This window comes from Marinobacter sp. AN1 (genome assembly GCF_026013985.1).
GTDB lineage: Bacteria > Pseudomonadota > Gammaproteobacteria > Pseudomonadales > Oleiphilaceae > Marinobacter > Marinobacter segnicrescens.
On record NZ_CP110342.1, the window covers coordinates 2285937 to 2311366 of the forward strand.

17 protein-coding genes and 1 pseudogene are annotated in these 25430 nt (G+C 58.1%); 10 read left to right on the forward strand and 8 right to left on the reverse strand.

Annotation, left to right across the window (positions count from 1 at the left end; translation table 11 throughout):
• Positions 1-176 precede the first annotated feature (176 nt).
• Positions 177-728 carry a superoxide dismutase [Cu-Zn] SodC gene (gene sodC / locus LJ360_RS10550; RefSeq protein WP_264993943.1) on the forward strand — a complete coding sequence of 184 codons (552 nt, stop codon included), beginning with the start codon at positions 177-179 and terminating at the stop codon, positions 726-728.
• A 177-nt stretch (positions 729-905) separates the two neighbouring features.
• Here the strand turns inward: sodC and LJ360_RS10555 are convergent, their stop codons facing one another.
• Both LJ360_RS10555 and LJ360_RS10560 read right to left on the reverse strand, forming a co-directional pair.
• Positions 906-1475, reverse strand: coding sequence for an AAA family ATPase (locus LJ360_RS10555; protein WP_264993944.1), 570 nt, complete (start codon positions 1473-1475; stop codon positions 906-908).
• On the reverse strand, positions 1465-1878 hold the full coding sequence (locus tag LJ360_RS10560) for a ParD-like family protein (RefSeq protein ID WP_264993945.1): 414 nt from the start codon (positions 1876-1878) through the stop codon (positions 1465-1467). Before LJ360_RS10560 ends, LJ360_RS10555 begins: the two co-directional genes overlap by 11 nt.
• 242 nt (positions 1879-2120) lie before the next feature.
• Between LJ360_RS10560 and LJ360_RS10565 the strand changes: the two genes are divergently transcribed.
• A complete protein-coding gene (locus LJ360_RS10565) occupies positions 2121-2975 on the forward strand; it encodes a PA4780 family RIO1-like protein kinase (RefSeq protein ID WP_091853705.1) in 855 nt (284 codons plus the stop codon).
• An 18-nt stretch (positions 2976-2993) separates the two neighbouring features.
• On the opposite strand, the gene LJ360_RS10570 is transcribed toward LJ360_RS10565, so the two are convergent.
• The gene (locus tag LJ360_RS10570) at positions 2994-3668 is read right to left on the reverse strand and encodes a spermidine synthase (RefSeq protein WP_091853708.1); all 675 of its coding nucleotides are present in this window, start codon (positions 3666-3668) and stop codon (positions 2994-2996) included.
• A gap of 198 nt (positions 3669-3866) precedes the next feature.
• Here LJ360_RS10570 and LJ360_RS10575 point away from each other — a divergent pair, with 198 nt between their 5' ends.
• The 4 genes and pseudogenes from LJ360_RS10575 to LJ360_RS10590 all read left to right on the forward strand — a co-directional run bounded on the left by LJ360_RS10575 (position 3867) and on the right by LJ360_RS10590 (position 11593).
• Positions 3867-5501 (forward strand): FAD-binding oxidoreductase, encoded by a 1635-nt coding sequence (locus LJ360_RS10575; RefSeq protein ID WP_264993946.1) that lies wholly within the window; start codon positions 3867-3869, stop codon positions 5499-5501.
• The gene (locus tag LJ360_RS10580) at positions 5498-7063 is read left to right on the forward strand and encodes a glycerol-3-phosphate dehydrogenase/oxidase (RefSeq protein WP_264993947.1); all 1566 of its coding nucleotides are present in this window, start codon (positions 5498-5500) and stop codon (positions 7061-7063) included. Before LJ360_RS10575 ends, LJ360_RS10580 begins: the two co-directional genes overlap by 4 nt.
• Positions 7060-8630: pseudogene (locus tag LJ360_RS10585) on the forward strand (FGGY-family carbohydrate kinase). Before LJ360_RS10580 ends, LJ360_RS10585 begins: the two are co-directional and overlap by 4 nt.
• A gap of 92 nt (positions 8631-8722) precedes the next feature.
• The gene (locus tag LJ360_RS10590) at positions 8723-11593 is read left to right on the forward strand and encodes an EAL domain-containing protein (protein ID WP_264993948.1); all 2871 of its coding nucleotides are present in this window, start codon (positions 8723-8725) and stop codon (positions 11591-11593) included.
• Positions 11594-11916: 323 nt separating this feature from the next.
• On the opposite strand, the gene LJ360_RS10595 is transcribed toward LJ360_RS10590, so the two are convergent.
• The 3 genes from LJ360_RS10595 to LJ360_RS10605 all read right to left on the reverse strand — a co-directional run bounded on the left by LJ360_RS10595 (position 11917) and on the right by LJ360_RS10605 (position 17929).
• Positions 11917-13689 carry a PAS domain-containing protein gene (locus LJ360_RS10595; RefSeq protein ID WP_264993949.1) on the reverse strand — a complete coding sequence of 591 codons (1773 nt, stop codon included), beginning with the start codon at positions 13687-13689 and terminating at the stop codon, positions 11917-11919.
• Between the two features lie 173 nt (positions 13690-13862).
• Entirely contained in the window at positions 13863-16319 is a 2457-nt protein-coding gene (locus tag LJ360_RS10600; protein WP_264993950.1) for a YbcC family protein, read from the reverse strand.
• Positions 16316-17929: an NADH-quinone oxidoreductase subunit L gene (locus tag LJ360_RS10605; RefSeq protein ID WP_264993951.1), complete on the reverse strand. Its 1614-nt coding sequence runs from the start codon at positions 17927-17929 to the stop codon at positions 16316-16318. Before LJ360_RS10605 ends, LJ360_RS10600 begins: the two co-directional genes overlap by 4 nt.
• A 99-nt stretch (positions 17930-18028) precedes the next feature.
• On the opposite strand from LJ360_RS10605, the gene LJ360_RS10610 reads away from it, so the two are divergent.
• Complete coding sequence (locus LJ360_RS10610) at positions 18029-18973, forward strand: LysR family transcriptional regulator (RefSeq protein ID WP_091853724.1); 945 nt, start codon at positions 18029-18031, stop codon at positions 18971-18973.
• Positions 18974-19112: 139 nt separating this feature from the next.
• Complete coding sequence (locus tag LJ360_RS10615) at positions 19113-20840, forward strand: putative bifunctional diguanylate cyclase/phosphodiesterase (RefSeq protein ID WP_091853726.1); 1728 nt, start codon at positions 19113-19115, stop codon at positions 20838-20840.
• Between the two features lie 549 nt (positions 20841-21389).
• Here LJ360_RS10615 and LJ360_RS10620 read toward each other — a convergent pair.
• On the reverse strand, positions 21390-21662 hold the full coding sequence (locus LJ360_RS10620) for a hypothetical protein (protein WP_264993952.1): 273 nt from the start codon (positions 21660-21662) through the stop codon (positions 21390-21392).
• A 127-nt stretch (positions 21663-21789) separates the two neighbouring features.
• Here LJ360_RS10620 and LJ360_RS10625 point away from each other — a divergent pair.
• Positions 21790-22874 (forward strand): IS3 family transposase gene (locus tag LJ360_RS10625; RefSeq protein ID WP_091855255.1). Its coding sequence is split into 2 segments (ribosomal slippage): positions 21790-22051 and positions 22051-22874, totalling 1086 coding nucleotides; the frame shifts between segments, so codons are not numbered across the junction.
• Positions 22875-22909: 35 nt separating this feature from the next.
• Here LJ360_RS10625 and LJ360_RS10630 read toward each other — a convergent pair.
• Positions 22910-23476: a hypothetical protein gene (locus LJ360_RS10630; protein WP_264993953.1), complete on the reverse strand. Its 567-nt coding sequence runs from the start codon at positions 23474-23476 to the stop codon at positions 22910-22912.
• Positions 23477-23881: 405 nt separating this feature from the next.
• On the opposite strand from LJ360_RS10630, the gene istA reads away from it, so the two are divergent.
• On the forward strand, positions 23882-25426 hold the full coding sequence (istA, locus tag LJ360_RS10635) for an IS21 family transposase (RefSeq protein WP_264993954.1): 1545 nt from the start codon (positions 23882-23884) through the stop codon (positions 25424-25426).
• The last annotated feature ends 4 nt before the right edge of the window (positions 25427-25430 follow it).

A 25430-nucleotide genomic window follows, 5' to 3' on the forward strand; every position in this document is an offset into this window, starting at 1 on the left:
ACCCTTGTTGCCCGAATATTAATTTTTATTAGGTTCCTGCCACTGGTTACGTTCAGTCTGTTTTCTTTACTAGGCTTGGTAACGGGAAGTACACGTCGATTGAGGTCTTTTGTACCAACGTAAATGGCGTTACGACATAACCTGTGAACATCCCTTGCCCTTCCAAGGAGAAAGACATGAGGAACCCGACCAGATCCACCGTACCGGCCCTTCTAGTTTCGGCGACCCTGATTTCTTCGTCCCTTGCCTATGCCAATGACTCCATTGATGTCGACATCTACCAGGCCACCACAGAGGGACGTGCTGATGCCCTGGGAGCCGTCACCCTTGAGGAGAATGAGCACGGCGTACTGATAACGACCGCGCTGAACGGACTGGGGCCCGGACCCCACGGCTTCCACCTGCACGAGAACCCGGATTGCGGCCCTGCCACCAAGGACGGCGAGACCACGCCTGCCGGCGCCGCCGGCGGGCACTACGATCCCGACAACACCGGTTCCCATAAAGGCCCTTTCAGTACTGAAGGGCATCTTGGTGACCTGCCCCGCATTCACGTTGGCCAGGAAGGCAAGTCGGAGCAGACCTATCTCGTTCCAAGATTACGGATGGATGATTTCCGGGGTCGCGCTCTGGTGATCCATCAGGGTGGCGATAACTATGCTGATGAGCCCCAGCCCCTCGGGGGTGGTGGAGCCCGTGTTGCGTGCGGCGTGGTTCCGGGCCAGTAGCGGTCGTTACTGGCCCTTGGGGGAGTACGGAGCTGGATAAAGCCCGCTCTTACAAGGATGTCCAAGAGCAGTGACTGCCCCATCTTGTCTACAGGCCGCTGTCCCTGCTGAGGTATCCGGAGGGGCTTAGGGGGCGTCTGGCAAGGTTTTGGCTTCGCCCCTTTCGGGAAGGACAATTCAGCCCATGATCCGGGCTGCCCACTCCGGCACCTCCTTTACAAAGATTTCCCAGGTACCGTCCTTCCAGGAGGCGATTCTGACGTAGGGTTTGGCGGTACTGGAGTTATCCACCAGATGAAGTTCATCCGCCAACCCAACGGAATCGCGGATATTGGCAAAGGTTCTTGGTACGCGGCTGTTCACCTTGGACTCCGGGACATTGTGGCCGCCGGCCTGGACCCGTGACGCGACCCTGGCGTTGTGCAGCCCGGTGTCCCCGAGGTAGAAATAGAAGATGTGAATGCGGAAACCCGCTGCCTTGGCGGTGGCGATAAAGTCCAGCTTGGACGGATGCGAATACACCGTCTCGAAGCAGAAGGTCTGCCCTTCCTCAACCAGCCGGAACCGTTCCTTCTCTGCGATCAACGCAGCTTCGTAGCTATGGGCCTCCGGTTCAGCCGGCCACAGGGTGCGGGCGATATTATCCGCATTGATGAGAGGGATGTTTTTTGGCTTTAAAAAGCGATCGTAGAACGTTGATTTACCAGCACCATTACCTCCAGCCAGCAGCCACAGTTCAGGCTGCATGGTCCTGTCCGCTCAGTGGCTCGAAACGGCCATTGCGGAACTGCCCGGTAATTCTCTGGCCATCCGGGTAAATCGCTTCAAGGTAACCGGGGCGTCGCTCGGAAGCCTGGTAGACAATACGACCACTGGCAATGTGGCGGGACAACGAGCCTGACTCACGGTCAGCCTCAACTTCCGCCCAGATATCGTCACCTGTTACCGGGTCAGGCAATACCGGTTCCACTCGTACTCTGCGTATGCCCTGACTGATGGCAATCAGGTCTTCAGCGCTTACCTCGCCGGCAACCGCACGGCCAATCTCGGCCCAGAACTCAATCTGTTTCGGCGTGGAGCGCCGCTGAACCTGGGCCTCGGCGGCAGCATGGCGTACCAGGGTGTCTTCTAGCCGGACGGGAGTCGTCATGGAACCTCCTGACGTTTTGGATCACGTGAATCAGATTACCACAGCTGTTGCGTTTTGCAACAGGCGGTCAAAGGGCTTCGCGGTGCCGCCGTGTGCGCTATCACTGCCTTTTTATTATTCAGCGCTCTATACTGCCCCCACAACCATTCCTGGGAACACCCGGGGGGTCCTTGCTGGTCCCGGAAACCAGCATGCCTCTCCGGACCAGGCCAGAACGAGCACAAATACCACCAAAAGGTTCTATGAAGGTTCCAAAGCGATTACAACCACTGGTAGATGACGGTCTGGTAGATGAGGTTCTCTACCAGTTGATGAGTGGCAAGGAGGCACAGGTCTACGTGGTGCGTTGTGCCAACCAGCTCCGCTGCGCCAAGGTCTTCAAGGAGGCACAGAAACGCAGCTTCAAACAGGCGGTCGAGTACCAGGAAGGTCGCAAGGTACGTAACAGCCGGCGTGCCCGGGCCATGAGCCGGAAAACGAAGTATGGCCAGAAGGAACAGGAAGACGCCTGGCTGAACGCCGAAGTTGACGCCCTTTACCGCCTGGCTGCAGCCGGCGTACGGGTGCCGGAACCCTTCGGCTTTGTGGACGGTGTCCTGCTGATGGAACTGGTGGCCGACAGCAACGGCGAGGCTGCCCCCCGACTTGATGACGTCACCCTTACCCCGGAGCAGGCCCGCGACTATCACGGCAAGGTCATCGCTGATGTTGTCCGCATGCTCTGCGCAGGACTGGTTCATGGCGACCTGTCGGAATTCAACGTGCTGGTTGACCCAGAAGGCCCGGTCATTATCGACCTGCCCCAGGCCGTGAACGCTGCTGGTAATAACAATGCCGAACGCATGTTCCAGCGGGACGTGGACAACATGCGCCGTTACTTTGGCCGCTTTGCCCCGGATCTGCTGGAGACTGACTATGCTGGTGAGATCTGGGCGCTGTACGAATCGGGCAGGCTACACCCCGACAGCAAACTGACCGGTCACTTCGTTCGCGACGAGGGTATTGCCGATGTCAATGAAGTCATGGAAGTCATTGCTGCTGCCACGGAGGAAGAACGGGAGCGCCTCGAACGGCAACAGGATGCGGAAGAGGATTAATACCGTCTTGTTGTCAGCTCACCAGGCCAGCCAGATCACATGGCGGGCGCCCTTGCCGGGCCGGAGCGCACGCACAGTAACCGGCTCCACGGATAGCCCGGCCCGTTTGAGACGCTCTGTGAAAGCGGGGTCCTGGCCGGCAGACCAGTAGGCCAGGATTCCCTCCGGGGTCAGCGCTGCCTGTGCGGCAGCAATGCCCGGGGTGGTATAGAGCCAGTCGTTCTCCTTCCGGGTCAGGCCTTCCGGACCGTTGTCGATATCCAGCAAGATGGCGTCCCAGGCCCCCGGCGACGTCCGGATCAGCTCAACCACATCACCGATGTGTACCCGGGCCCTCGGATCGTTCAGCGGGTACCCTGCCGCGCTGCCTAAAGGCCCGCGATTCCAGGTTTCCACTTCCGGCACCAGTTCAGCTACGGTAACCTCAGCTTCCGACCCCAACGCGCCGAGCGCTGCGGCCAGGGTAAACCCCATCCCCAGCCCTCCGATGAGAACCTTCGGTGCAGGGTTATCAACCAGGCGTTCACACGCCAGGGTGGCCAGTGCATCTTCCGACCCATGCAGACGACTGTTCATCAACTCACCCGGACTACCCGCAATCCTGATGGAAAACTCATCATTTCGCTGCAGCAAACGCAGCTGTGTCCCCTTGCCGGGAATAATGGCGGTGCCAAGCTGCTCAAAACGGGCCATGGGTTACCTCGGTCAAAGTCAGTGGGGAATAAACAGGAGGGCAGATTACACGTCTTCCCGCGATAAAACCTCATCCTGTGTCGCCGGATGGCTTATAGAATGGAATGGGAAGATCCGGCGGCACTTTATTAAGCGCTGATTTACTGACAAGATCAGTAGGATTTCAGGCAGCCAGAAAACACCAGCAAGGGAATCCTCATGCGCAGATGGAACGGCTGGGGTGATGACAGTATCCGGCCAGAACTCCCGGCCAGCGGCGTCACCCACCTCAGAGAAAGAACCGGCACCGCCCAACCACTCCCGGACGCCACCCTGGAAGACGTTCTCCGGCAGGTGCCCGGGTCTCGCCTCCCTGACCATCCGCTGATCAACAAGGACCCCGAGATCCGGGTCCGCCACGCCCGCGGCCAGAGCCTGCCGGACTGGCTAGCCATGCGCAGCGGGGAATTTGAGGTGTTTCCGGACGGGGTTGCCGAACCCGAAGCCGGGGAGCAGGTCCGTGAGCTACTGGAACTCGCCGTCAAAGAACGCTTTGCGGTCATTCCTTACGGCGGCGGAACCAGCGTGGCAGGTCACATCAACCCCGTAGTCGGCAACAAGCCCGTACTGACCCTCAGCCTGGCTCGCATGAACCGCTTGCTGGACCTGGACCCTGAAAGCCAGATCGCCACTTTTGGAGCGGGCACACCTGGCCCGCTGGTAGAGTCCCAGTTGCGGGCAAGGGGCTATACCCTCGGGCATTTTCCGCAATCCTTTGAGTTATCTACCCTGGGTGGCTGGGTGGCGAGCCGGTCGAGCGGTCAGCAATCCCTTCGCTATGGTCGTATCGAGCAACTCTTTGCCGGGGGCACCGTTGAGACCCTGCAGGGCACATTGACCATACCCACCCTGCCCGCTTCCTCGGCAGGCCCGGATGTCCGGGAGATGGTGCTGGGTTCCGAAGGGCGCCTGGGAATCATCACTGAAGCCAGGGTTCGGGTTACCCAGCTGCCTGAACGGGAATCGTTCCACGTACTCTTTTTCCCGAACTGGCACACGGCACGGGAAGCCGCCAGGCACATGGTTCAGGGCAGGATGCCCTTGTCGATGGTGCGATTGAGCAATCCCACTGAAACGGAAACCCAGTTAGCCCTGGCCGGGCACCCCGGGAAAATCCGTATGCTGGAGCGTTATCTGAGCCTGCGGGGGGCCGGCACCGGCAAGTGCATGATGACCATTGGCGTTACTGGCTCGAAGCGTCAGTGTCGTTTTGCGCTGAACGAAGCCCGGCGCTGCTGCAAAGCGTTCCAGGGTGTTTACCTCGGTTCGGGTATGGGACGCAAATGGGCTGAGAATCGCTTTGCCATGCCCTACCTGAGAGAGAGCTTGTGGCAGCAGGGTTATGCGGTGGACACCCTGGAAACCGCCACGGACTGGGACAACGTCGATCACCTGATGGGTAAAATCGAGGAAAGCCTCCGTCATGGCCTGGCGGACGAGAACCAGCCGGTACATGTATTCAGCCATCTGTCCCACGTCTATCCCCAGGGCAGCAGTATCTATACCACCTACGTCTTCCCGGTGGCTGAAAGCTACGAAAAGACGCTGGCGCGATGGCAGCAGCTAAAGCACACCACATCAGCCGTCATTGTGGAAAACCGGGGCACGATCTCCCACCAGCATGGGGTCGGCAAGGACCACGCACCCTGGCTGCATGTGGAAAAGGGCGAAACCGGCATGCTGGCCCTTCGGGGCCTGATGACAACGTTCGACCCCCAGGGTTGCCTCAATCCGGGCATCCTGTTGCGGGAGCGTCGGGTCCGCCCCGGGGCCGGCAAGGATAATGGCGGATGACTATGGAGGATCTGGACCCCCATTACGATCTCATCGTCATCGGTGGTGGCATAACTGGCGCCGGGATTGCGCTGGAGGCGGCCTCGGCAGGACTGAACATCCTGCTGGTCGAACAGAGCGACTACGCCTGGGGCACATCGAGCCGGTCGTCGAAGATGGTCCATGGTGGCCTGCGGTACCTGGCCAGTGGTCATTTCAGGTTGACCCGGGATGCGGTAAGGGAGCGCCAGCGCATGCTGGACGAGTTGCCCGGGCTGGTGGATCCCATGCGCTATGTGATGCCCCATTATTATCACAGGGGCTTCCCGGGCCCCTGGCTGTTCGACAAGGTACTGTGGCTGTACGACCGGTTTGCCGGCAGGCGCTACCGGCACCGTATTGACCATTCCGAGCTCCTGCAATGGCTGCCTGGCATATCAACCGAGGGGCTCAAGGCAGCCACGGGGTTTATTGACGCCGTCACGGAGGATGCCCGGCTGGTACTGCGGCTGCTGGCCGAGGCTCAACGCCAAGGCGCTGTTACCCGCAACTACACCCGTGTTACGGCTCTTGGGCGTCCGCCCCACGAACCCTGGCAGGTCACCCTTGAGGATCACCACACCGTGCCCGGCGCAAACCGGACGCTGACCGCAAACGCTGTGATTAACGCCACCGGCGCCTGGGCCGACCGCCTGTGGCAGACGCCCCATCCGGACGAACGCATCCGCCCTTTGAGGGGCAGTCACCTTATCGTGCCCTTTCGCCGGCTACCGGTATCAGTATCCCTTACTCTCCAACACCCGGAGGATCGCCGCCCGGTTTTTATTTTCCCCTGGCTGGGGCAGACCGTGGTAGGCACCACCGACCTGGACCATACCGATGACCTTGACCAGGAGCCAGGGATCAGTCAGCAGGAAGTGGAGTACCTGCTGCAGGCGATCCATTCGGTCTGTCCTGGAGCGAAGGTCAGTCGGCAGGATGTTCTTTCCACCTGGGCAGGTGTTCGGCCTGTGGTTACGGAAGGTGGCGACAAGGCACCGTCCGGCGAGAGCCGGGAGCATGTGGTCTGGGCTGAGGACGGCCTGATCTCCGTTGCCGGGGGCAAGCTGACCACCTGGCGGGTCATCGCCCGGGAAGTCCTGCTGACCGCCAGCCCCTGGCTGGACAACCTGCAACTCACTGACGAGCAGCAGCAAACCTTTCCTCCAAATCCGGACCTGGCCCGGCCGCGGGAGATCGGCCACCTCACCTGGCGCCGCCTGCAGGGTTATTACGGCCCGCTGTTGTCCGAAGTTCTGGCGGCGGGCCCCCTGGAACCGATTGCCGGCACTCCGTACCTTTGGGCTGAGCTACATTGGGCGGCAAGGTCAGAGAGCGTGGAGCACCTGGATGACTTACTGATACGCCGCACCCGCCTCGGGCTACTGACACCGGAGGGAGGCGATCACCTACTGGAAGAACTCCGGAACCGACTGCAGCCGGAACTGAACTGGTCGGATGAACGCTGGCAAGACGAGACCGAGCGCTACCGGGCCCTGTGGCGCGAGGCATTCTCCCTGCCTGCAGAGCGTGCATCGCCATGACACTGGCAGACAATAACCGCCCACTGATCATGGCGATTGATCAGGGAACCCAGAGTGTCAGGGCGCTTCTGTTCGACTCTGCAGGCCGCCTGGTGGGCCGCGGACACCAGCCCATCGAGCCCTATTTTCAGACCAGCCCGGATGGGCGGAACAACACCCCGAGTATTTCTGGCAGCAAATGGGCGAGGCCTGCAAGCTGTTATGGCGCAGTACTGACGCCAGCCCCGGGCAAGTCAAGGGAGTAACCCTCACCACACAGCGGGGCACGGTTGTTTCTCTGGATGGTGCCGGCAAACCCCTTCGCCCGGCAATACTATGGCTCGACCAACGCCATGCCGACATTGATGGCCCCTTGCCAGGCCCCTGGGGATGGCTGTTCCGTGGGCTCGGCCTGGGGGAAACCATTGACCAGTTCCGCCGCAACGCCCAGGCAAACTGGCTGGCCCGCAACCAGCCGGATCTGTGGTGCGCTACCGAGAAATACCTGTTGCTGTCCGGGTATCTCACCTGGCGGCTGACCGGCAACTACCGGGACTCCACCGGCAGTCAGGTGGGGTACCTTCCCTTCGACTATAAGCGCCACCGCTGGGCCCGCCCGGGCGATTTCAAATGGAAGCTGATGCCAGTACGCCTCAGCCAGCTTCCTGAGTTGGTCGCCCCGGGTGAATCATTGGGATCACTCACCCCGGAGGCAGCCGCCCACCTGGGAGTGGCGACCGGCCTGCCGCTCGTTGCCAGCGCTTCAGACAAGACCTGTGAAGTCCTCGGCAGCGGTGGTACCGGGCCGGAGGTCGCCTGCCTGAGCTATGGCACCACAGCCACCGTCAACGTGACCAATCGGCGCTATATCGAAGCCATCAGGCTCATGCCTCCCTATCCCTCTGCCCTGCCCGGCCATTATTCATCGGAAGTGATGATCTACCGTGGCTACTGGATGGTGAGCTGGTTCAAGCGGGAGTTTGGCCTGCGTGAGCAACGGATGGCAGAGAAGCGGGGGATTGCGCCCGAAGTTCTGTTCGATGAACTGGTCAATGCGGTGCCAGCGGGCTCCATGGGCCTGATGCTGCAGCCCTACTGGTCACCCGGAGTACGGCACCCCGGGCCGGAAGCCAAGGGAGCCATGATTGGTTTTGGCGATGTGCATACACGGGCGCATATCTACCGTGCCATGCTGGAAGGGCTGGCCTATGCACTCCGGGAAGGCAAGGAGCGCATCGAAAAGCGCAGTGGTCGTCCGGTTACAACACTACGCGTTGCCGGCGGCGGCTCCCGCAGCAACGCCGCCATGCAGCTGACCGCAGATATTTTTGGTATGCCGGCGGGCCGTCCCGGCACACCGGAGGCGTCCGGCCTGGGGGCGGCCATGGTTGCAGCCGCCGGGCTGGGGCTTTATCCCTCCGTGGCTGCAGCGGCCGAAGGGATGGCGGCAGCACCCGAGGTTTTTCAGCCGGAACGGGAAGCCAGCGCGCTCTACAATGAGCTTTACCAGGACGTCTATCGCCCCATGTACCGGCGCCTTGCTCCCCTTTACCGAAATATACGAAGGATCACGGGTTACCCCGGGTAACTGAGCCAGGTCAAACCCTGATCAAATTGATATCGCCTGTCTCTACGGCTGTTGTACACTCGGGAAACTTTTTTCAACAACTCAAAGAGCCCATGGCCGGACCGAAACCGTCTGCGGATAAAGCCAACTCCCTGCTTGCAGCACCCCAGCTTGCCGGTGTGCTGGCAATTGTCATGGTGCTGCACCTGGTTGCCAGGGAACACTTCCTGCTGTTTCACACCCTCGTCGAGCTGCTCCGGATCATCGTTCTGTGTGGGCTGTTTGCCCTGGCCTGGCACACCCGTCAATGGTCGGATAACCACTTCCTCCGGATCGTCGGCAAAGCGGCTATCTTTATTGCAGGCATTGAGGTCTTCCATACCCTGGCCTACCGGGGCATCGGACTGTTCGGCCCGGATGATGGTAACCTGCCTACCCAGCTGTGGGTGGCGTTCCGGTCGCTGGAGGCCTTCGCGTTCCTGCTGGCCGCCTTGCTGGCGGCCCGAGCTGTTCGACCTGGCTGGCTATTGGCCGGCTATGCAGCCGCTACAGCATTTTTTACCGGGCTTATTGTTACCGGGCTCTTTCCCGATGCCTACCTTGAGCCAGCCGGCCTGACTCCGTTCAAGATTAACGCCGAATACGTCATCGCGTTCACGTTCGGGCTCGCCATGCTATTGCTGTTTGCCCGGCGAGGCCTTTTTGAGCCCGGGGTTCACTGGCTTATCCAGGCGTCACTGGTATTCAACATCCTGGCCACATTAGCCTTTACCCGCTATGTCAGCGTCTACGGATTGGCCAACGAAATCGGGCACTATTTCCTGTTTATCTCGACCTACCTGATATATCGCGGAATTCTTGTTACCGGGTTGACTACGCCCTATCAGCTCATGTTCCGCGACCTCAAATGCCACCAGGAACACCTCGAAGAGCTGGTAGAGGAGCGGACTGCCAGGCTCCGGCAAAGCGAGCAGCTCAACAACTCTTTCGTCACCAACTCTCCCGCCATCCTGATAATCACTGACCGGGACGGTCGAATCAGCCTTGCAAACCCGGCTTTTGAGACCCTGGCAGGCAGGCCAGCGAGTGAGATGACGGGAAAGCCACCGCACGAAATAATCGACGCGCAGATTGCCGACGCCATCGAGCGTAACAACCAGACCGCTATCCGTGCCGGCAAGGCCGTGGCTTCCACAGAGGCAGTAACCGTAGAAGGCCAGCAAAGGCTGTTTGAGGCCGTGCACTTCCCGCTGTTTGACGAGGCCGGCCAGATAAGCGGTACCGGTGCCATCGCTACCGAAGTGACCGAACACCGACGCCTGCAGACCAACTACGAACTGATGCTGCAGGCCTCCATGGACGCCCTGCTGCTGGCGGATGAACAAGGCAACTTTGTCCAGGTGAACCAGGCTGCAGTGGTCCTGACAGGTTATACCGAGCCAGAACTCCTTGCCATGAACCTCCGGGACATTGATGTCAGCGAACGGAACGACGCCATCGGCTTCCGCCTCGAACGGGTCTCCCACGACCGGTCAGGTCGATTCGAATCCCGCTGGCGGAGCAAGGATGGCGAGGTTCGGGACGTGGAGCTGAGCATCCAGCTCTTTGACGGGGTGGTCAATAACGGCTTCTGCGCCTTCGTGCGGGATATCAGTCAGCAACGGGCGGACCTGCGCCGCATCGAATTCCTCGCCCGGTACGATGCCCTCACCAAGCTACCCAACCGTGCCCGATTCGAGGAACTTGCCCAGCAGCGGCTCAAGCAGGCAGCCCGGAACGGACTGGAAGGAATGCTGGTGTATATTGACTTGGACAACTTCAAGGACATTAACGACTCCCTCGGTCACTACATGGGCGATGCCTTACTGCGGGAACTTGGTCAGCGACTGCAAGCACTCGCGGATCCGAAACGATTGTTTGCACGATCCTCCGGCGATGAATTCATTGCCCTGCTGGAAGTGGAGTCAGGCGAAGCCTCGGTAGCCACGGAATTGGCCCGCATACAGCAGGCGGTCCTGGCCCCGGTAACGGTAAACGGGCATCAACTGGTGACCACCGTATCGGTCGGTGTATCGCTATACCCCGAGGATGGCCAGGATTTCACCACCCTCTATCGTAATGCGGACACTGCCATGTATGCCGCCAAGACCGACGGTCGAAACACCTGGCGGCGATTTGACAGAGCCATGCAGGAAAAAGCGTCCGAGCGCCAGCAACTATTGGCAGAACTACGCGGGGCACTGTCCCGGGACGAGTTTTCCTTGCACTACCAGCCCCAGGTCAGCCTCATTGATCGTGAGCTGATCGGCGCCGAGGCGCTGCTACGCTGGCACCACCCCGTTCTCGGACAGGTGTCCCCGGCACGTTTCGTTCCCATCGCTGAGGAAAGCGGCCTGATCGTGGAAATCGGTGAGTGGGTGCTGCGCCAGGTCTGCCGCCAGGGCCGGGCCTGGCACGAAGCGGGGCTGCCACCAATCACCCTTGCCGTAAACCTGTCGGCCATCCAGTTCCAGCATCATGACCTTCCCTCAACGGTAGCCCGCATTCTCGACGAAACCGGGTTCGATGGACGTCACCTGGAACTGGAACTGACTGAATCCGTGCTTGCGGGTGACGAGGCAAGGGTTGCCCAGACCATAGCGCTGCTGAAACACCATCACATCCGGGTCGCTATCGATGACTTCGGTACTGGTTACTCGAGCATGGCCTACCTTAACCGGTTTGCGGTGGACAAACTCAAGATTGACCAGTCCTTTGTCCGCGAGATGGATACAGACAGGAACAGTGCGTCCGTGGTTACCGCCATCATCCGGCTTGCACACAGCCTCGACCTGAACGTCATCGCGGAAGGCGTGGAAACTGAACGACAGGCACAGCATCTCGCCCAATTGGACTGTGATGAGGCTCAGGGCTACCACTTCGGCCGGCCAGTTCCACCAAAGGCATTCACCGCGTTGCTTCAGACCCTGCCGGAACAGTGCTAGAACAGGTCTCCTGACATAACCTCTTCTTTACTGAGGTTTTCTCCTTGCCGTAACATTAAGCTGCTATTGCTTTACGGAATGAGCAAATAAGCAACCCAACGACCGCAAGCCCGAACTGCTCGTGCCAGGCCATCCAGTCGCCACCAACCTTGATCGTGGCATGTGGCAATGACCAGGAGCCAGTGAAACAGTCGCAGGGGCAAGTCCCAGAGCCGGATGGTGGTCATGGCAGGTCCTCTTGGTCATGGCAGGGTGACTGGAAGAAACCCGTAAGCTTACTAAGTTTTAGAGTACCGGTCACTCCCGATCTGCCTGAGCCACGCTCAGGCCGGCTGCTCCCTTGCCAGTCCGAACACCCCTTCAAGGTTGCCCATGACCATGACAGGGATAAACAGCAGGCTGAAACGTCTGGGATCTTTACCAAAGTTCTGGAAGGTCATCGTAATACCGGACGGTGCCAGCCCGTTCAGGGCCTGGCTAAAGGCGTTCTCCAGGTTTGCCAGGTCTTCTGCGGGCACAGTGGTTTCGTTGATCAGCTCACGGAAATCCATGCCCGTCAGCCGGTTCCTGCTCATCCCCAGTATTTCTGCGGTCGCCGGGTTGAGACGTGTGAAACGCCCCTCCCGATCGATCACGAAAACCGGGGCCGGGTTCCGGTCCATCAGTGATCGTAGCCGTTGGATTTCCAGCGCCCCTTCCTTTGCCTCGCTGGCCTTGTCCTCCATCCAGGCCCGGGAAGCCATGGCTATATAAGCCAGGACCGAGCCAAAGAGCAGGATCGCGGCAGGCAGTATTCCCATCCTGCCTGGCTGTCCGGTCGCCGCCAGGGTGAGTGTGGCGGAGTTATTGCCGAGATCAAACGAGCGGGTTGCCATGATGGCCCTGCCCCCGGAGGTTGACTGATTGAACACGTCCATCTCCCCTTGCGGCCCGATAAGGCGCAAACCCAGTTCATCATGGTCCGGCAACAACTCGCGATCTACCAGTACGCCCAGGTCCAGCAACGCTACGAGGTAGTACTGGGTGCTGTCTGCCGGGCGGGTAATCACCAGCAGCCGCTCCGGGGAGTCCGTGTCGGGGACCAGCCACGAGCGAATCTCACTGCGTTCAGGGAATAGCCTGACCCAGCGCAGCCCGGCGTCAGTCAGCAATTGATTTTCCAGCCACAGGGTCAGGTCCGGGTCATCCGAAAAACGCCAGTTTTCCCTCGCCCGTTTATTGATCTTCAGTAACGCGCGGAAATCCGGGTGATCGGAGAACAGGATTCGGGCATCCCTGACCAGGTCCTCGTTACCGAGGCGAATATCGAGCCTTGCCCAGCTGTCTACCAATCGCTCCAGCATCTGGGCCCGGTTAGTGAGCGCACCTTGCAGGGCGCGGGAATAGTCATTGAGCCACTGATCGGCAAGCGCACGACGGGTGGTTTCCTGGTCGTGGGTGGCCTGGTAGGCAAGGGACATGGTCACGATAAGCGCGCCCAGGCCTAGCATCATCACGGTTTGGGAGAGCCTAAGCTTGTCCATGCCCCCGCTACCCGTACCCACCAGCAGGAAGGCCGAGCCCAGGGCGATGGCCGAAATGGCGCCCAGCGGGGTGGCCTGCTCCCCTACCTTTTCCAGCGCGCCGCCTGCACCGAGGTCTGTTGAACCCACAACCGCCGCAAGTCCGAAAGCGATACCCAGCAATCCCCCCACTCGCCAGAGAAAACGGCCTGGCCGACGCCTGTTGCCGTACCAGCAACAAAACGCCATCAGTACCAGGATCAGGCTGGGCGCCACCGGCATCAGGAAGGGTTCAGCAGGTAACGTCTGCCCCCAGGCCGGGGATACCAGCTGATAGAGCGCGCTGCCCAGACCGTACAGGCTCAGTAATATCGGCAGGATCAGCCGCCCCAGACGATCCCCCAGTAACACTGCGCTGAGCGTCGAACTGGCCAGCGCAACACCGATGGCTCCACCGGGGGAAAGTTTCCAGACCAGGGAAACCGGATAGTTCGGCAATAGCATCAGCAGTAAGGTCAGCACGGACACGGACAGGCAGCCAGTGACAAGAAGGAATAATGCCACCTGTCGTGAGAGGTTACTGGTTATTGTCATGGGTCCGCTTCCGGATTATGGCTTACGGGCGCTCGTCCAGCCTGGCGCCTCTTCGTTATACCCATGACAAGTTACTGAAAAAATGGACCTATGTCTTTACATAACACACCGAGGCGGCCACCACTTTGTCAGTTTCTGTGAAATCGCGTCGGGTGACGGGGTGGGTACCCCCGTCACGTAGATTCCACCACCTTCCATTGACCGGACTCATAACGCTCGACACCCCCGTCGCAGAGACGATACAGCAGTACCCAGTGGTTGTTGACCAACGCTGCTGCGTCCGACTGGCGCTGCAGGGCGGTTGTTATCCTTGCCCGGGGAGCATCCACCAACACAGTGAGCCTGAGCGGCTCATGCCGCCAACAGGTGCCATCATGGACTGACTGCAGAGGCAGGCCGATCCTGAGATCAGCGCCCGTTCCCTCAACGACGCCCAGATTCCCTCCCACCACCGAATGCAACAGTTTGTTACCGGAGCCATACACCTCCGGCACAGTGACCGAGGCCATGTACTGCAGGTTGATCCAGTTGGCCACCACCATCGGTGCCGCCAGCAGGGCCTCGAGAATCACTCCGTCCTGGTCCTGTTCCGGGTCATAGTCGTGGAGGAAAACCCGCCCCCCAAGATCCCTGCCACGGGTTCTGGCCCGGGGTGCAAACAGGATAGCGGCGTTGTTGGCAAGGCCCCATTCAGGTCGAACTTCAGACCAGTCCCTGGTCCTGGTTTCCAGGGCTTCTTTCAGCGGCTGGTCCGCCATGCCATTCAGTTTCAGGACAGTGGCGCGTTCCGCACGGGCCCCGCAGGCAGCGCGCTCAAAGCCTGCCTGGAGCTGACGTAAACGATCGGCGTGAGTATCCGGCACATGGTGGGCATCGAGTACGGTCACCTCATCGGTCACCGTGCAATGCTCAGCGGCGACAGCCCATGTCTGCTCGGGAATAACGATCTGTTCTTCTTCCAGCGCTCGCCGGACACCCGGGTCGTTGAACAGTTCAGCGGCCAGGCGGGCACTGACCGCACCGCTGCGGCCCCCGCAAGCCCCACAATTAAGGCCTGCTGCATTGGGGTTGTTGTCGGTATGGCTGCCATGGCCCACAAAAGCCACCAGTGGTGCAAAGTCCCTGGTTAATGACATACCCCGAAGCATGCCAGCCACCAGCGCGGCTTTTTCCTGATCGGATAGCACTTTGCCGTTATGCCGGTGGACCAGTTGCCCTGCTGTCATTCGTACCGTTGCTGCCTCGTCTGTTGCGGAATGGCCCTGTTTCAGGCTGTCCCGCACCAGCTTCCAGGCCCAGGCCAGGCCGGTGGTTTCCACCAGGGTGAAGGTGGATAGGCTCCCATATTTGGCCTTCCTTACCGACGACCGGGTTACCTCCCCCTGGTCCAGCCGGCGACTTTCTGCAGCGTCATCACCCAGGCTGCCAAGGGTATCAACAAGTTCCATATAGGCAGGAAGCAGGCCCGGAAGGTGACGTGACGGCTGCAACGGTCCCAATGCCCGGTAAGTCAGCGGCAAGCCAAAAAACCCGGCAAACCCGAGGGTCCGGACAGACGGATAGACCTCTTCAAGGTGACGACGCAGAACCTCCGAGCGCACGTCGATACAGAAGACTGCCTGTACGTCCGTCTCACTTGCGGCGCCCTCGCTCCCAGGGACCGGTGAAGCGGTCAGCACCCTCCAAAGACGACGCTGGTAGCCGGCCTCATAGGCACGGTGCCAGACCCACAAGCCATCAGGGTGACTATCATCTAAGGGCTGCCGTGCCCTGCTGCGGGCCTTGTGCCACAACGCCCGTTGCTCCGGCGTGCTGCACCCCAGGCCCACCAGTTCCCAAACCAGCAGAACAGCCAGCAATTCGCCGCAACGGTCGGATGCACGGTTTTCCAGGCCCTCTCGCCAATCCACACCCCGACACCAGGACGCCCAGCCGTTGATCCGCAGCAGCAAGCTGTGGGCGACAGACTCAAGTTCCCTCTCAGTCAGGCCGAGGGCTGATACGACAATGGGGAGGGCCTCCGAGAGGTTTTGCGGAACATCAAGCAACCGTTTCCTTGCACCCCGGATGCCCGTGCGACCGTCCAGGGCCCGATCTTCCCTGGATGACCGCAACCAGTAGCTGAACAGATCACCGCCATCAGCAGACGTCATCCATTGTGACTGGCGAGCGTCGAAAAACCGGGCGCAAACCCCGGCGACCTGACCCCTCACCGCCTCAGCCACCGGTCTTACGCCACTTCGCTGCGGCTCGAACACGTCCAGGGTGGAGACCTTCGCAGTGTCTTCCAGGCTCGATCGACGTGACAACCACTGTTCGTAAAACCCGATGTCGCCACCGGCACCCAACTCATCGATACTGGCCTGCAAATCAGTGTCACAGATCCGGCCACCGGCCCTGGCTTCCCGGTAGAATTCTGCCGGCATCAGCATGGAAAAGCCTCCCCGTTTTGCCAACAGTTCGTCAGCACGATGGATTGGCATCTGCCTCATTCCCCAGAAGGGATTAACCGCTATCCATTCATCCAGTGGCCACACCGGAGCAACCAGTTCACTGGCCCTACGCAGGACGCCCTGCCAGTTATCCTGCTGAACCAGGGGAGACTTCAGCATCGCATTCATATTACTCATGACCTTTCCTCCCGGGTAAACGGACGGTGGGGATGCCTGTAAAACATGGCTGGCGCCCGAAGGGCTTCCGAGGCAAGTTTGCGCGTCAGGCGATCAAAGGGCTGTTCCAGGTAGCAGCCATGACTGAAGTGCACTCTCAGACTGCGGGTTAACGGGTGCTTCGGTGCCAGTGTCACCAGAAGCGAGCCAGTGACCAGGGCCGCCAGAATCAGCCCACCGGCGACTTCTGCTATTGCGGTCAAGGCAAACCCGCTGTGATCCGGCACCGCGGGCCCGATCAAAAGGTGGCAAAGCACATAGATTGGCACCAGCATCAGCGCCATCCCGGCCAGCCGCAGCCGCGCCATGTGAGTGGTGGCTGCAGGTATTCCCAGTGTCGCGGCCGCAACGGCAAAGACCAGCAATGCCCCCAGCAGAATGTTGTGCTCAACGATGCGGGGTTCGATCGCCAGCAGCATCGCTGCCATGGTACCGGCCCCCACCCCCCACAGTACGCGGGTTGTGTTAGACGCGTCCGGGAAAGGCCGTTTAGCCGTGACCACCACAGTTCGGCCCGAGGCAAGGAACGAATGAGCCTTGTACAACGAGTGGGCCAACAGGTGAAGGAAGGCCAGTGTGTAGGCGCCCATACCGATCTCGAACAGCATGAAGCCCATCTGGGCGCAGGTTGACCAGGCCAGCGCGTGCTTCACCGAGTACTGGGTCATCATGGTCATCACAGCGACCACCGCGGTAACGCCCCCCACGACCAGAAGGATCATATGACCGGCGGTGAATCCATCAAACAGGGGAAACAGTCGTAACCAGAGAAAGCCGCCAAGGTTGATCACGCCGGCATGGAGCAGGGCCGACACTGGCGTTGGCGCTTCCATCACCCGAATCAGCCAGCCGTGGAATGGAATCTGGGCGCATTTCAATGCAGCCGCCAGGGCCAGTGCCACGGATGCGAGGGCAAGGCTCATGCTGTCAGCGGAGTGATTGCCACTCAGGGAAAACATCTCGGGGATATAGAAGGTGCCATAGTGCAGGTAAAGCAACATCACGCCCGCGACAATCAGGGTGTCCCCGAGGCGGCTGACAATAAACTTCTGGATCGCCGCCATGCGCGCTTCGGGCCTGTCCCGATAAAGCGTCAGCAGGTGGTGCAGCGCCAGGCTCACGCCAATCCAGGCTCCGGCAAGAACCAGCAGGTGGTTGGTGAAGACCAGAACCAGCACAGAACCGATGATCACAAGGAACCAGGGCAGGAACCGCTCCCGCCCGGGATCACCCCTCAGGTAAGTATCCGCGAACCTGAGAATCACCCAGCCCACGAAGGTAACCATCAGCGCCATCCAGACACTGATGCCGCCAGGATATAGCCCTAACTGTCGCCCTGCGTCAGTGACCATGGCGTTGCCGGCGAGAGCCTGGGCAATAACCGTAGCTGCCACCAGTAACGTTACCATTAGCGACGCCAACAACAGGTGTCCGGACAGCCGCCAACAGTGATCTATTTTCAATGGGTTCCGCACCCACCCTGCCAAGCCTGCAAGCAGGAAAAGGGATATAGCCAGCAGCAGCCAGACTGCCAGCACGGTCAATGAAACGATTTCTCCGAAAGGACTCATAAGCGCTACCTCCTGATGAGGGGCACTTTGCCTCTTTTCGTTCAATATAAAAAATAGTTTATACTGATCTTATCGTTCTTTTTTTAGGAACAGAATCCAATGAAGCTCAATTACCACCACCTGTATTACTTCTGGCAGGTTGCCCGTACCGGCCATCTCACGCGGACGGCCAACGCGCTCCACATCTCCCAATCCGCCCTTTCCGGCCAGATTCGAAAACTCGAAGACAGCCTGGGGTATGAGCTCTTTATCCGGGAGGGCCGGCGCCTGAAGCTGTCGGAAGCGGGTCGACTGGCCTTTTCCTACGCCGAGGACATCTTCCGCCAGGGCGAGGAACTGGCCGCCATGTTTGCCTCTGGCGCACGCCCCAACCGGGAGGTGTTGCGTATCGGTGCGGTTGCCACCCTGTCCAGAAACTTCCAGGAAGCCTTTCTGCAGCCACTCCTGGGCCGGGAGGACCTGGAACTCAGCCTGCAGAGCGGCCACCTTGATGAACTTCTCAGACGACTGTCAGCTCACCGCCTGGATCTGATCCTGGCCAACCAGGCGATACAGGGAGATGATCAGAACCCCTGGCGTTCACGACTCATTGCCCGGCAATCGGTCAGCATTATCGGTCCGCCGGGCCTGGAATCACGGGACGGCTTCCCGGCCATGTTGTCTGACCGCGCCCTGCTGGTTCCCGGTGCAGAAAACAGCATCCGCCAGGCCTTCGAGCAGCTGTGCGATTACCACCGGTTCCAGCCACGGATCGCCGCAGAAGTGGATGATATGGCACTGATGCGCCTGCTGACCCGGGATACCGGACACCTTGCCATCCTCCCCCCGGTGGTTGTCAGGGATGAGCTACGCAACGGTACCCTTGAGGATTACGGTGCCCTGCCAGGGGTGTACGAAGAGTTCTATGCCATCAACATCCGCCGCCAGTTCGAGACCGACACCATTCGGGAGCTCATGGCACAACCGGCAGACAGCTTCCTGGGGCTGAATTCTGAGTCAGAAAACCAACCGCAAGCGTCCCGGGTTACCAGTCCTGGAACCTGAGATTCGCATCGCCCCCGGAGAACAGGCTAGAAAGTGACCAAATACCAACCTATGCTCGTACCAAAGGTAGGCAATTCGGCTTCTGGTTTTTGATCGATGTTTGGGGTTACCAATAATGCCGGAGAAGCAAACGCTGAACATGCAGGGATCGTCTGCGACCCGCAAAGAACGTTCACAGTCTTTCCTCGATCGAAGCGAGAGAAAGTTCCATGAATTGATAGAAAGCCTCCCCATGGTGGCCGTTCAGGGCTATAACCGGAACCGAGAGGTTATCTACTGGAATGAGGCCAGCCGGCGCTTGTACGGCTATACCCGGGAAGAAGCCCAGGGGAAGTTACTGGAAGACCTGATAATCCCGGACTCTATGCGGGACGGTGTTATAAAGGCGCACACAGACTGGCTCGAGAGAAACGTCGGGATTCCTTCAGAAGAACTGGAACTCAAACACAAGGAGGGCCACCTGGTCCCGGTGTATTCCAGTCATGTCATGATCAAGCAGGACACCGGTGAATGTGAAATGTACTGTGTTGATATCAGCCTGGAGGAGCAAAAGAAAGCCAGGGCGGAATTGCACAGGAATGCCTTCTTTGATGACTTAACCGAACTGCCCAACAGGCGCTTTATGGAAGCGGAATTAACCGTGCGCTTGGCGGAAGCGTCCCGTCTAAAGCGGGAAGTGGCAGTCGTATTTATCGACATGGACAATTTCAAGCTGATCAACGACACGCTTGGCCACCATCAGGGAGACAAGCTGTTAAAAGCGGTATCTGATGTTCTTAAGAAAGAAATCCGCGGTGCTGATCTGTTGAGCCGGTTCGGGGGTGATGAATTTGTACTGCTGCTGTTCGATTTTGACGGGCCTGAAGGCATCCATGAACTGCTGCGCCGCCTGATCGACGCCCTGGATCGTGGATTTACCATCGATGGGGACTATTTCCAGGTAACAGCCAGTTTCGGTGTAAGCCTGTTTCCTGACAATGGAACAACAAGCGCTGAGCTTATGGGCAACGCCGATGCCGCCATGTATCAGGCAAAGGAAACAGGCAAGAACAGCGTCTGCTTTTATACACCTGACATAAATGACCGGCTCACCCACTATCAGGATATCACCACCCTGCTCCGCCGAGCGATCGCCAGCGATACCCTGCAACTGTACTTCCAGCCACAAATTGACCTGGTGAATGGTGGTATGGATTCCTGTGAGGCCCTGCTGAGATGTTTCAATGAACACGGTCAGGCTGTTTCGCCAGCAGACTTCATACCGGTAGCCGAGAAATCAGGGTTGATACACCGGATTGGCAACTGGGTCATCGAAGCGGCTTGCAGGCAACTCAAAGCCTGGCAGGGCACAGCCCTTGGACACATGCGGATTGATATCAACCTGTCGGGAAGGCAGTTGAACAACCCCCGCCTGGCGGATGAGATTCTGGAGACACTGCAACGTCATGGATTGACCACTTCCCAATTGGGCCTGGAACTGACGGAAAACGAAGTCTTTGGCAGCGACAACGGACAGATAAGACAACTTGAAAGATTGAAGCGTTCGGGCGTTCATATATCAATCGACGACTTCGGAACCGGCTATTCTTCGCTGGTGTATCTGCGCAAGCTGCCGGTTTGTAGCATCAAAATTGACAGGAGCTTCCTCCACCACGCGATGAGCAACGACAGTGATATGGCCATAATGAAAGCCATGATCACGGTAGGACATACCCTTGGTTTAACGGTGGTCGTCGAGGGGGTTGAGACCGAGGAGCAGGATATTCTCGTCAAGAATCTGGGTTGCGACCTGGCTCAGGGTTTTCTGTATGCCACGCCACGACCGGCAGCTCAAATGCCTGCGTTCCTGGCGGAGCTCAACGCCTGAGGGCTCTATCGGAAACCGATAAATACAACAAACCTGGAAAAGGCCAAATAATGACACTAAAAGGAAAAATGGAGGCGCGGGTCGGAATCGAACCGGCGTACACGGAGTTGCAGGACGAACCTCCTGAAAATTATTTCTTCTTTAAATACAGAATGTTACGGGATATTCTTTAAAGCGAAACTACGCTTATTCAGTTTTTATTAAAGCGTTTCTGCTCAATAAGTTACGTTATTATTTTTTGGGTGAAAATTTGAGCTTCCATAGGTACCACTTACGTTCGCAGTGCACTCGCTTCCCCAATTCTCAGCATCTTATATGTAGCTAGTCACTACGATGGCGTTCTGGCAGTAGTTGTAATGCTTGAAACCGTGCATGCTAACAGCTCTTTGTGCGTTTACCTGATCCTACCAAGCCGGGGTTGTGAGACTTCGAAATTTTTCGTCAACCTCAACGTAAATATTCAACGGCGGCCTTTGCTCAGCGAAGTGGAGAAAAGGCCGCCCGGTGGAGGGCCGTGAGGAAGTGGAATGGCTTTTTATCTATGCCCCTTTAATTCGCCCTTTGAAATCTTGCTTCGTCGATATTTTTCTTACATTTATTCCAAGCCACTATATTATTCATATTAATTTCATTTATCGGCTCCACATGCAGGTGAGACCAATCGACATAATTGATAACTTTTAAGGCTAGAATAGAAGGATTAAAAGAAAAAGTTAATAATGACACGAAATCTTGACGATATTTACTTAGTAGAGCTTCTATTTTTACCTCACCGTGCCCGTGCTCAAACATAAACTCAGTTTCACTGACAGGAACCATCATATGCAGAACACCTTGCGCAGCTGGGTGGCTTAGTTGGCACAATTCTGAGTAACATCTTGTAGTCCCCCCAGAAAATAATCGAGGTTTTGAGTAGAGACTTTTACAATGATCGCAGAAGGAGCGACAGATGAAGAAGTCTCGATTTACTGACAGCCAGATCATGGCGATTTTGAAGCAGCACGAAGCCGGTGTTCCGGTGGCTGAGTTGTCTCGTGAGCACAACGTCAGCACGGCCCTGATTTATCAGTGGCGTTCGAAGTTTGGCGGTATGGATGCATCCATGATGAAGCGCCTGAAGGAATTGGAAGCTGAGAACGCTCGCCTGAAGAAGATGTATGCCGAAGAGCGGCTCAAAGCTGAACTGCGCCAGGAAGCTCTTGAGGGAAAGTTGTAAGGCCATCTCAACGCCGGGAGATGGCCATCAAGGGCGTGGCCAAACATGGCATCAGTATTCGGTTGGCCTGTGTGGTGTATGGCATCAGCGAAACCTGCTATCGCTACCAGGCGAAGCTTGGTGGCGAGAACGCACTGGTGGCGGACTGGCTGTTACGGCTCACACAAACGCACAAGCGCTGGGGCTTTGGCCTGTGCTTCCTGTATCTGCGTAACGTGAAGGGCTACCCTTGGAACCATAAACGCGTGTATCGCATTTACCGGGAGCTGGAACTGAACCTGCGCATCAAGCCCCGACGAAGGATCCAGCGGGATTATCCAGGTGAGCTGGATGTGCCGACCGCGCCCAATCAGGTCTGGTCGATGGACTTCATGAGCGATCAACTGGTTAGCGGCAAGACGTTCCGAACCTTCAATGTGATTGATGACTACAACCGGGAAGGCCTGGGCATTGAAGTCGACTTGTCATTACCCGCACAACGGGTGATTCGTGCCCTGGACCAGATCATTGAATGGCGCGGCAAACCCGCAGCGATTCGATGTGACAATGGGCCAGAATACATCTCGCAGTCACTGATAAACTGGGCCAACAGAAACCGAATTACGCTGATCTACATTCAGCCTGGCAAGCCCACCCAGAATGCTTACATCGAGCGGTTCAATCGGACCGCACGACATGAATGGCTAGACTTGCATCAGTTCGAAAGCATTGCCCATGCTCAGCTATTAGCGACTCAGTGGCTCTGGCAGTACAACAACGAACGACCGAACACGGCCATTGGAGGAATACCCCCGTCCAGACTACTGGAGGCCGCTTAATTCTCTATTCAAAAGAACGGTTAGAAATGGGGGGATTACAATCTTTGAACTTGAGCACTGGATTTTTCTTCTAGGTCTCTGATATATTTTGCGGCAGTTTTTGCTTCATGGGAGTCTGGTGCAATCTCAGTTTTTTCAAGCCTTCTTGCGTGGGTATAGTGGATAAGAAAATTTTCAAGCTCAGTAAAAATCCCAAACTGGGTAGTACATTTATTTATCGTATCGTTAATAGTTCCAATATTTTTTGATAGTGTTGTGCAAAGGCTTTGCAGAGAGAAATAGCTGTCAGCAGTTGATTCAAGAAAGCAGCGCATAGACGCTGCGAAAGGTAAGTATAGGCCAGCCTCATAAGCACACTTCATCCCCTCCAACCACTGAAAATTCCGAGCAATTGCAGACATAGAAACAAAGTGAGACCTGTAGAGTAATTCTTTTATATATTGGGCCTGCGACTCCGCAACATCTCGCCTTATAAGATCCTTAAAATCTTCCTCATTGAGAAACTCATAGTTATACGATCCACACTCAGAAAGTATCTTTTCAATAATTGGAATATATTGACTTGCTTCATCACCGAGTATTTCTTTGTAAATATTTGTCACACATTTTCCCTTTTTTAAAAAATTAAATATGGTGCACCGGTGTTTTTATTGAGGAAGACAATTAGGTTTGTCGTCTAGTGTTCCGTCCGGGTATTTCCTAAGCGCATATATGCTATAATTCGAGCTATTATTCACGAGTTTGGAGACTCTGTTTTGGCCCGGAAACCAGCTCCTGCATATTCCGGCCCATCGTGACCACCCATTCCGTTTGAACGTGACCGCCTGTTCCGGGCGATCGTGACCGCTCATTCCGTTTTATCGTGACCGATTTCGGGTCGTTTTCCGGAATCGCCGGTCACGATGCCGGAATCATCGGTCACGTTCCTCCGGAATCACTGCCAAAGCGCTGGAATTCTTCAATTTTATCCGGCATACCACTTCCTTTTTCATCACGAGGAAGGGCGGATGCCGGCAGCGAGGATTTCCATGCGACAAATCATCGAGGTCTTGCGCCTCAAGTACGAAGCGGGCCTGAGCCATGACCGCATTGCCCGCGCCTGTGGCCTTTCCAAGGGTGTGGTCGGTAAATACGTCAGCCTGGCCACCGCTCAAGGCATCACCTGGCCGTTGCCGGAAGGCACGGACGAAGCGCGGCTGGAAGCCCAGCTGTTCCCGGCCAAAACGCCGCCTTCACGCTTTGCCGAGCCCGACTACTTCCAGGTCCATCAGGAGCTGAAGACCAAGGGCGTCACCCTGCAACTACTCTGGGCCGAATATGTGGAACGCCACGGCGACAAGGCCCGCCGGTACAGCCAGTTCTGCCATCACTACCGGCTGTGGCGAGGCCGGCAGCGGCGCAGCATGCGCCAGGTCCACCGGGCCGGCGAGAAGGTCTTTATCGACTACTGCGGTCCCACCGTGCCAGTGGTGGACCGTAGCACCGGCGAGATGCGCAAGGCCCAGGTCTTTGTGGCCGTGCTGGGTGCGTCCAGCTACACCTTCGCCGAGGCCACCTGGAGCCAGAGCCTGCCGGACTGGATCGCCTCCCACCAGCGGATGCTGGCGTTCTATGGCGGCGTGCCGGAACTGCTGGTTCCGGACAACCTCAAGGCAGCGGTCACCAAGGCAGACCGATACACGCCCCAGATCAACGAGACCTACGCGGAGCTGGCCGCCCATTACCAGACGGCGGTATTACCGGCACGCCCCTACAAGCCCAAGGACAAAGCGAAGGCCGAAGCCGCTGTGCTGCTGGTTGAGCGCTGGATCCTGGCCCGGTTACGACATCAGACGTTCTTCTCCCTGGCCGAGCTAAATGCAGCCATCACCGGGCTGTTACCGGCCCTAAACAAGCGCCCGTTCCAGGGGCGCTCCGAGAGCCGCCAAAGCCTGTTCGAGGCACTGGACCGACCCGCGCTCAGGCCGCTCCCCGCAACGCCCTACGTCTACGCCGAGTGGCGCAAGGCACGACCGGGCATCGACTACCACATCGAGATCGACAAACGGCTGTACAGCGTGCCTCACACACTCGTGGGCGTGAAGCTGGATGTTCGGGTGACCGATACGTCCGTGGAGGTGATGCACAAGGGCCAGCGGGTCGCCCTTCATTCCCGTCACGGCAAGGGCCGCTTCGTCACCCTGACCGAGCATATGCCCAAGTCCCATCAGGCCCACCAGAACTGGTCACCGGGCCGCTTCCTGAACTGGGCCACGGACATCGGCCCCGCCACGCTCGACGTGGTGCAGCGCCAGCTCAAGGATCGTCCTCATCCCGAGCATGGCTACCGGGCCTGCCTGGGGCTGTTGAACCTGAGCCGACGTTACAGCCGTGACCGGCTGGAGCAGGCCTGTGCCCGGGCGTTGTCCATCAACTCGGCCAGTTACCAGAGCATCACCTCGATCCTGAAGCGGGGTCTGGATCAGTTGCCTCTGCCACTGACCGAGGAAGAACCGGAACTGGCCGATCTGCCCGTTCACACCAACGTTCGCGGCCCCCGCTACTACCACTGATCCC

Excerpts from the sequence above, each read along its gene's own strand:
- LJ360_RS10565 (WP_091853705.1), top strand. The coding sequence starts at position 2,121 with ATGAAGGTTCCAAAGCGATTACAACCACTGGTAGATGACGGTCTGGTA.
- LJ360_RS10605 (WP_264993951.1), bottom strand. The coding sequence starts at position 17,929 with ATGAGTCCTTTCGGAGAAATCGTTTCATTGACCGTGCTGGCAGTCTGG.
- LJ360_RS10590 (WP_264993948.1), top strand. The coding sequence starts at position 8,723 with ATGGCCGGACCGAAACCGTCTGCGGATAAAGCCAACTCCCTGCTTGCA.
- LJ360_RS10555 (WP_264993944.1), bottom strand. The coding sequence starts at position 1,475 with ATGCAGCCTGAACTGTGGCTGCTGGCTGGAGGTAATGGTGCTGGTAAA.
- LJ360_RS10600 (WP_264993950.1), bottom strand. The coding sequence starts at position 16,319 with ATGAGTAATATGAATGCGATGCTGAAGTCTCCCCTGGTTCAGCAGGAT.
- sodC (WP_264993943.1), top strand. The coding sequence starts at position 177 with ATGAGGAACCCGACCAGATCCACCGTACCGGCCCTTCTAGTTTCGGCG.
- istA (WP_264993954.1), top strand. The coding sequence starts at position 23,882 with ATGCCGGCAGCGAGGATTTCCATGCGACAAATCATCGAGGTCTTGCGC.
- LJ360_RS10595 (WP_264993949.1), bottom strand. The coding sequence starts at position 13,689 with ATGACAATAACCAGTAACCTCTCACGACAGGTGGCATTATTCCTTCTT.
- LJ360_RS10620 (WP_264993952.1), bottom strand. The coding sequence starts at position 21,662 with ATGATGGTTCCTGTCAGTGAAACTGAGTTTATGTTTGAGCACGGGCAC.
- LJ360_RS10610 (WP_091853724.1), top strand. The coding sequence starts at position 18,029 with ATGAAGCTCAATTACCACCACCTGTATTACTTCTGGCAGGTTGCCCGT.
- LJ360_RS10575 (WP_264993946.1), top strand. The coding sequence starts at position 3,867 with ATGCGCAGATGGAACGGCTGGGGTGATGACAGTATCCGGCCAGAACTC.
- LJ360_RS10580 (WP_264993947.1), top strand. The coding sequence starts at position 5,498 with ATGACTATGGAGGATCTGGACCCCCATTACGATCTCATCGTCATCGGT.
- LJ360_RS10570 (WP_091853708.1), bottom strand. The coding sequence starts at position 3,668 with ATGGCCCGTTTTGAGCAGCTTGGCACCGCCATTATTCCCGGCAAGGGG.
- LJ360_RS10560 (WP_264993945.1), bottom strand. The coding sequence starts at position 1,878 with ATGACGACTCCCGTCCGGCTAGAAGACACCCTGGTACGCCATGCTGCC.
- LJ360_RS10615 (WP_091853726.1), top strand. The coding sequence starts at position 19,113 with ATGCAGGGATCGTCTGCGACCCGCAAAGAACGTTCACAGTCTTTCCTC.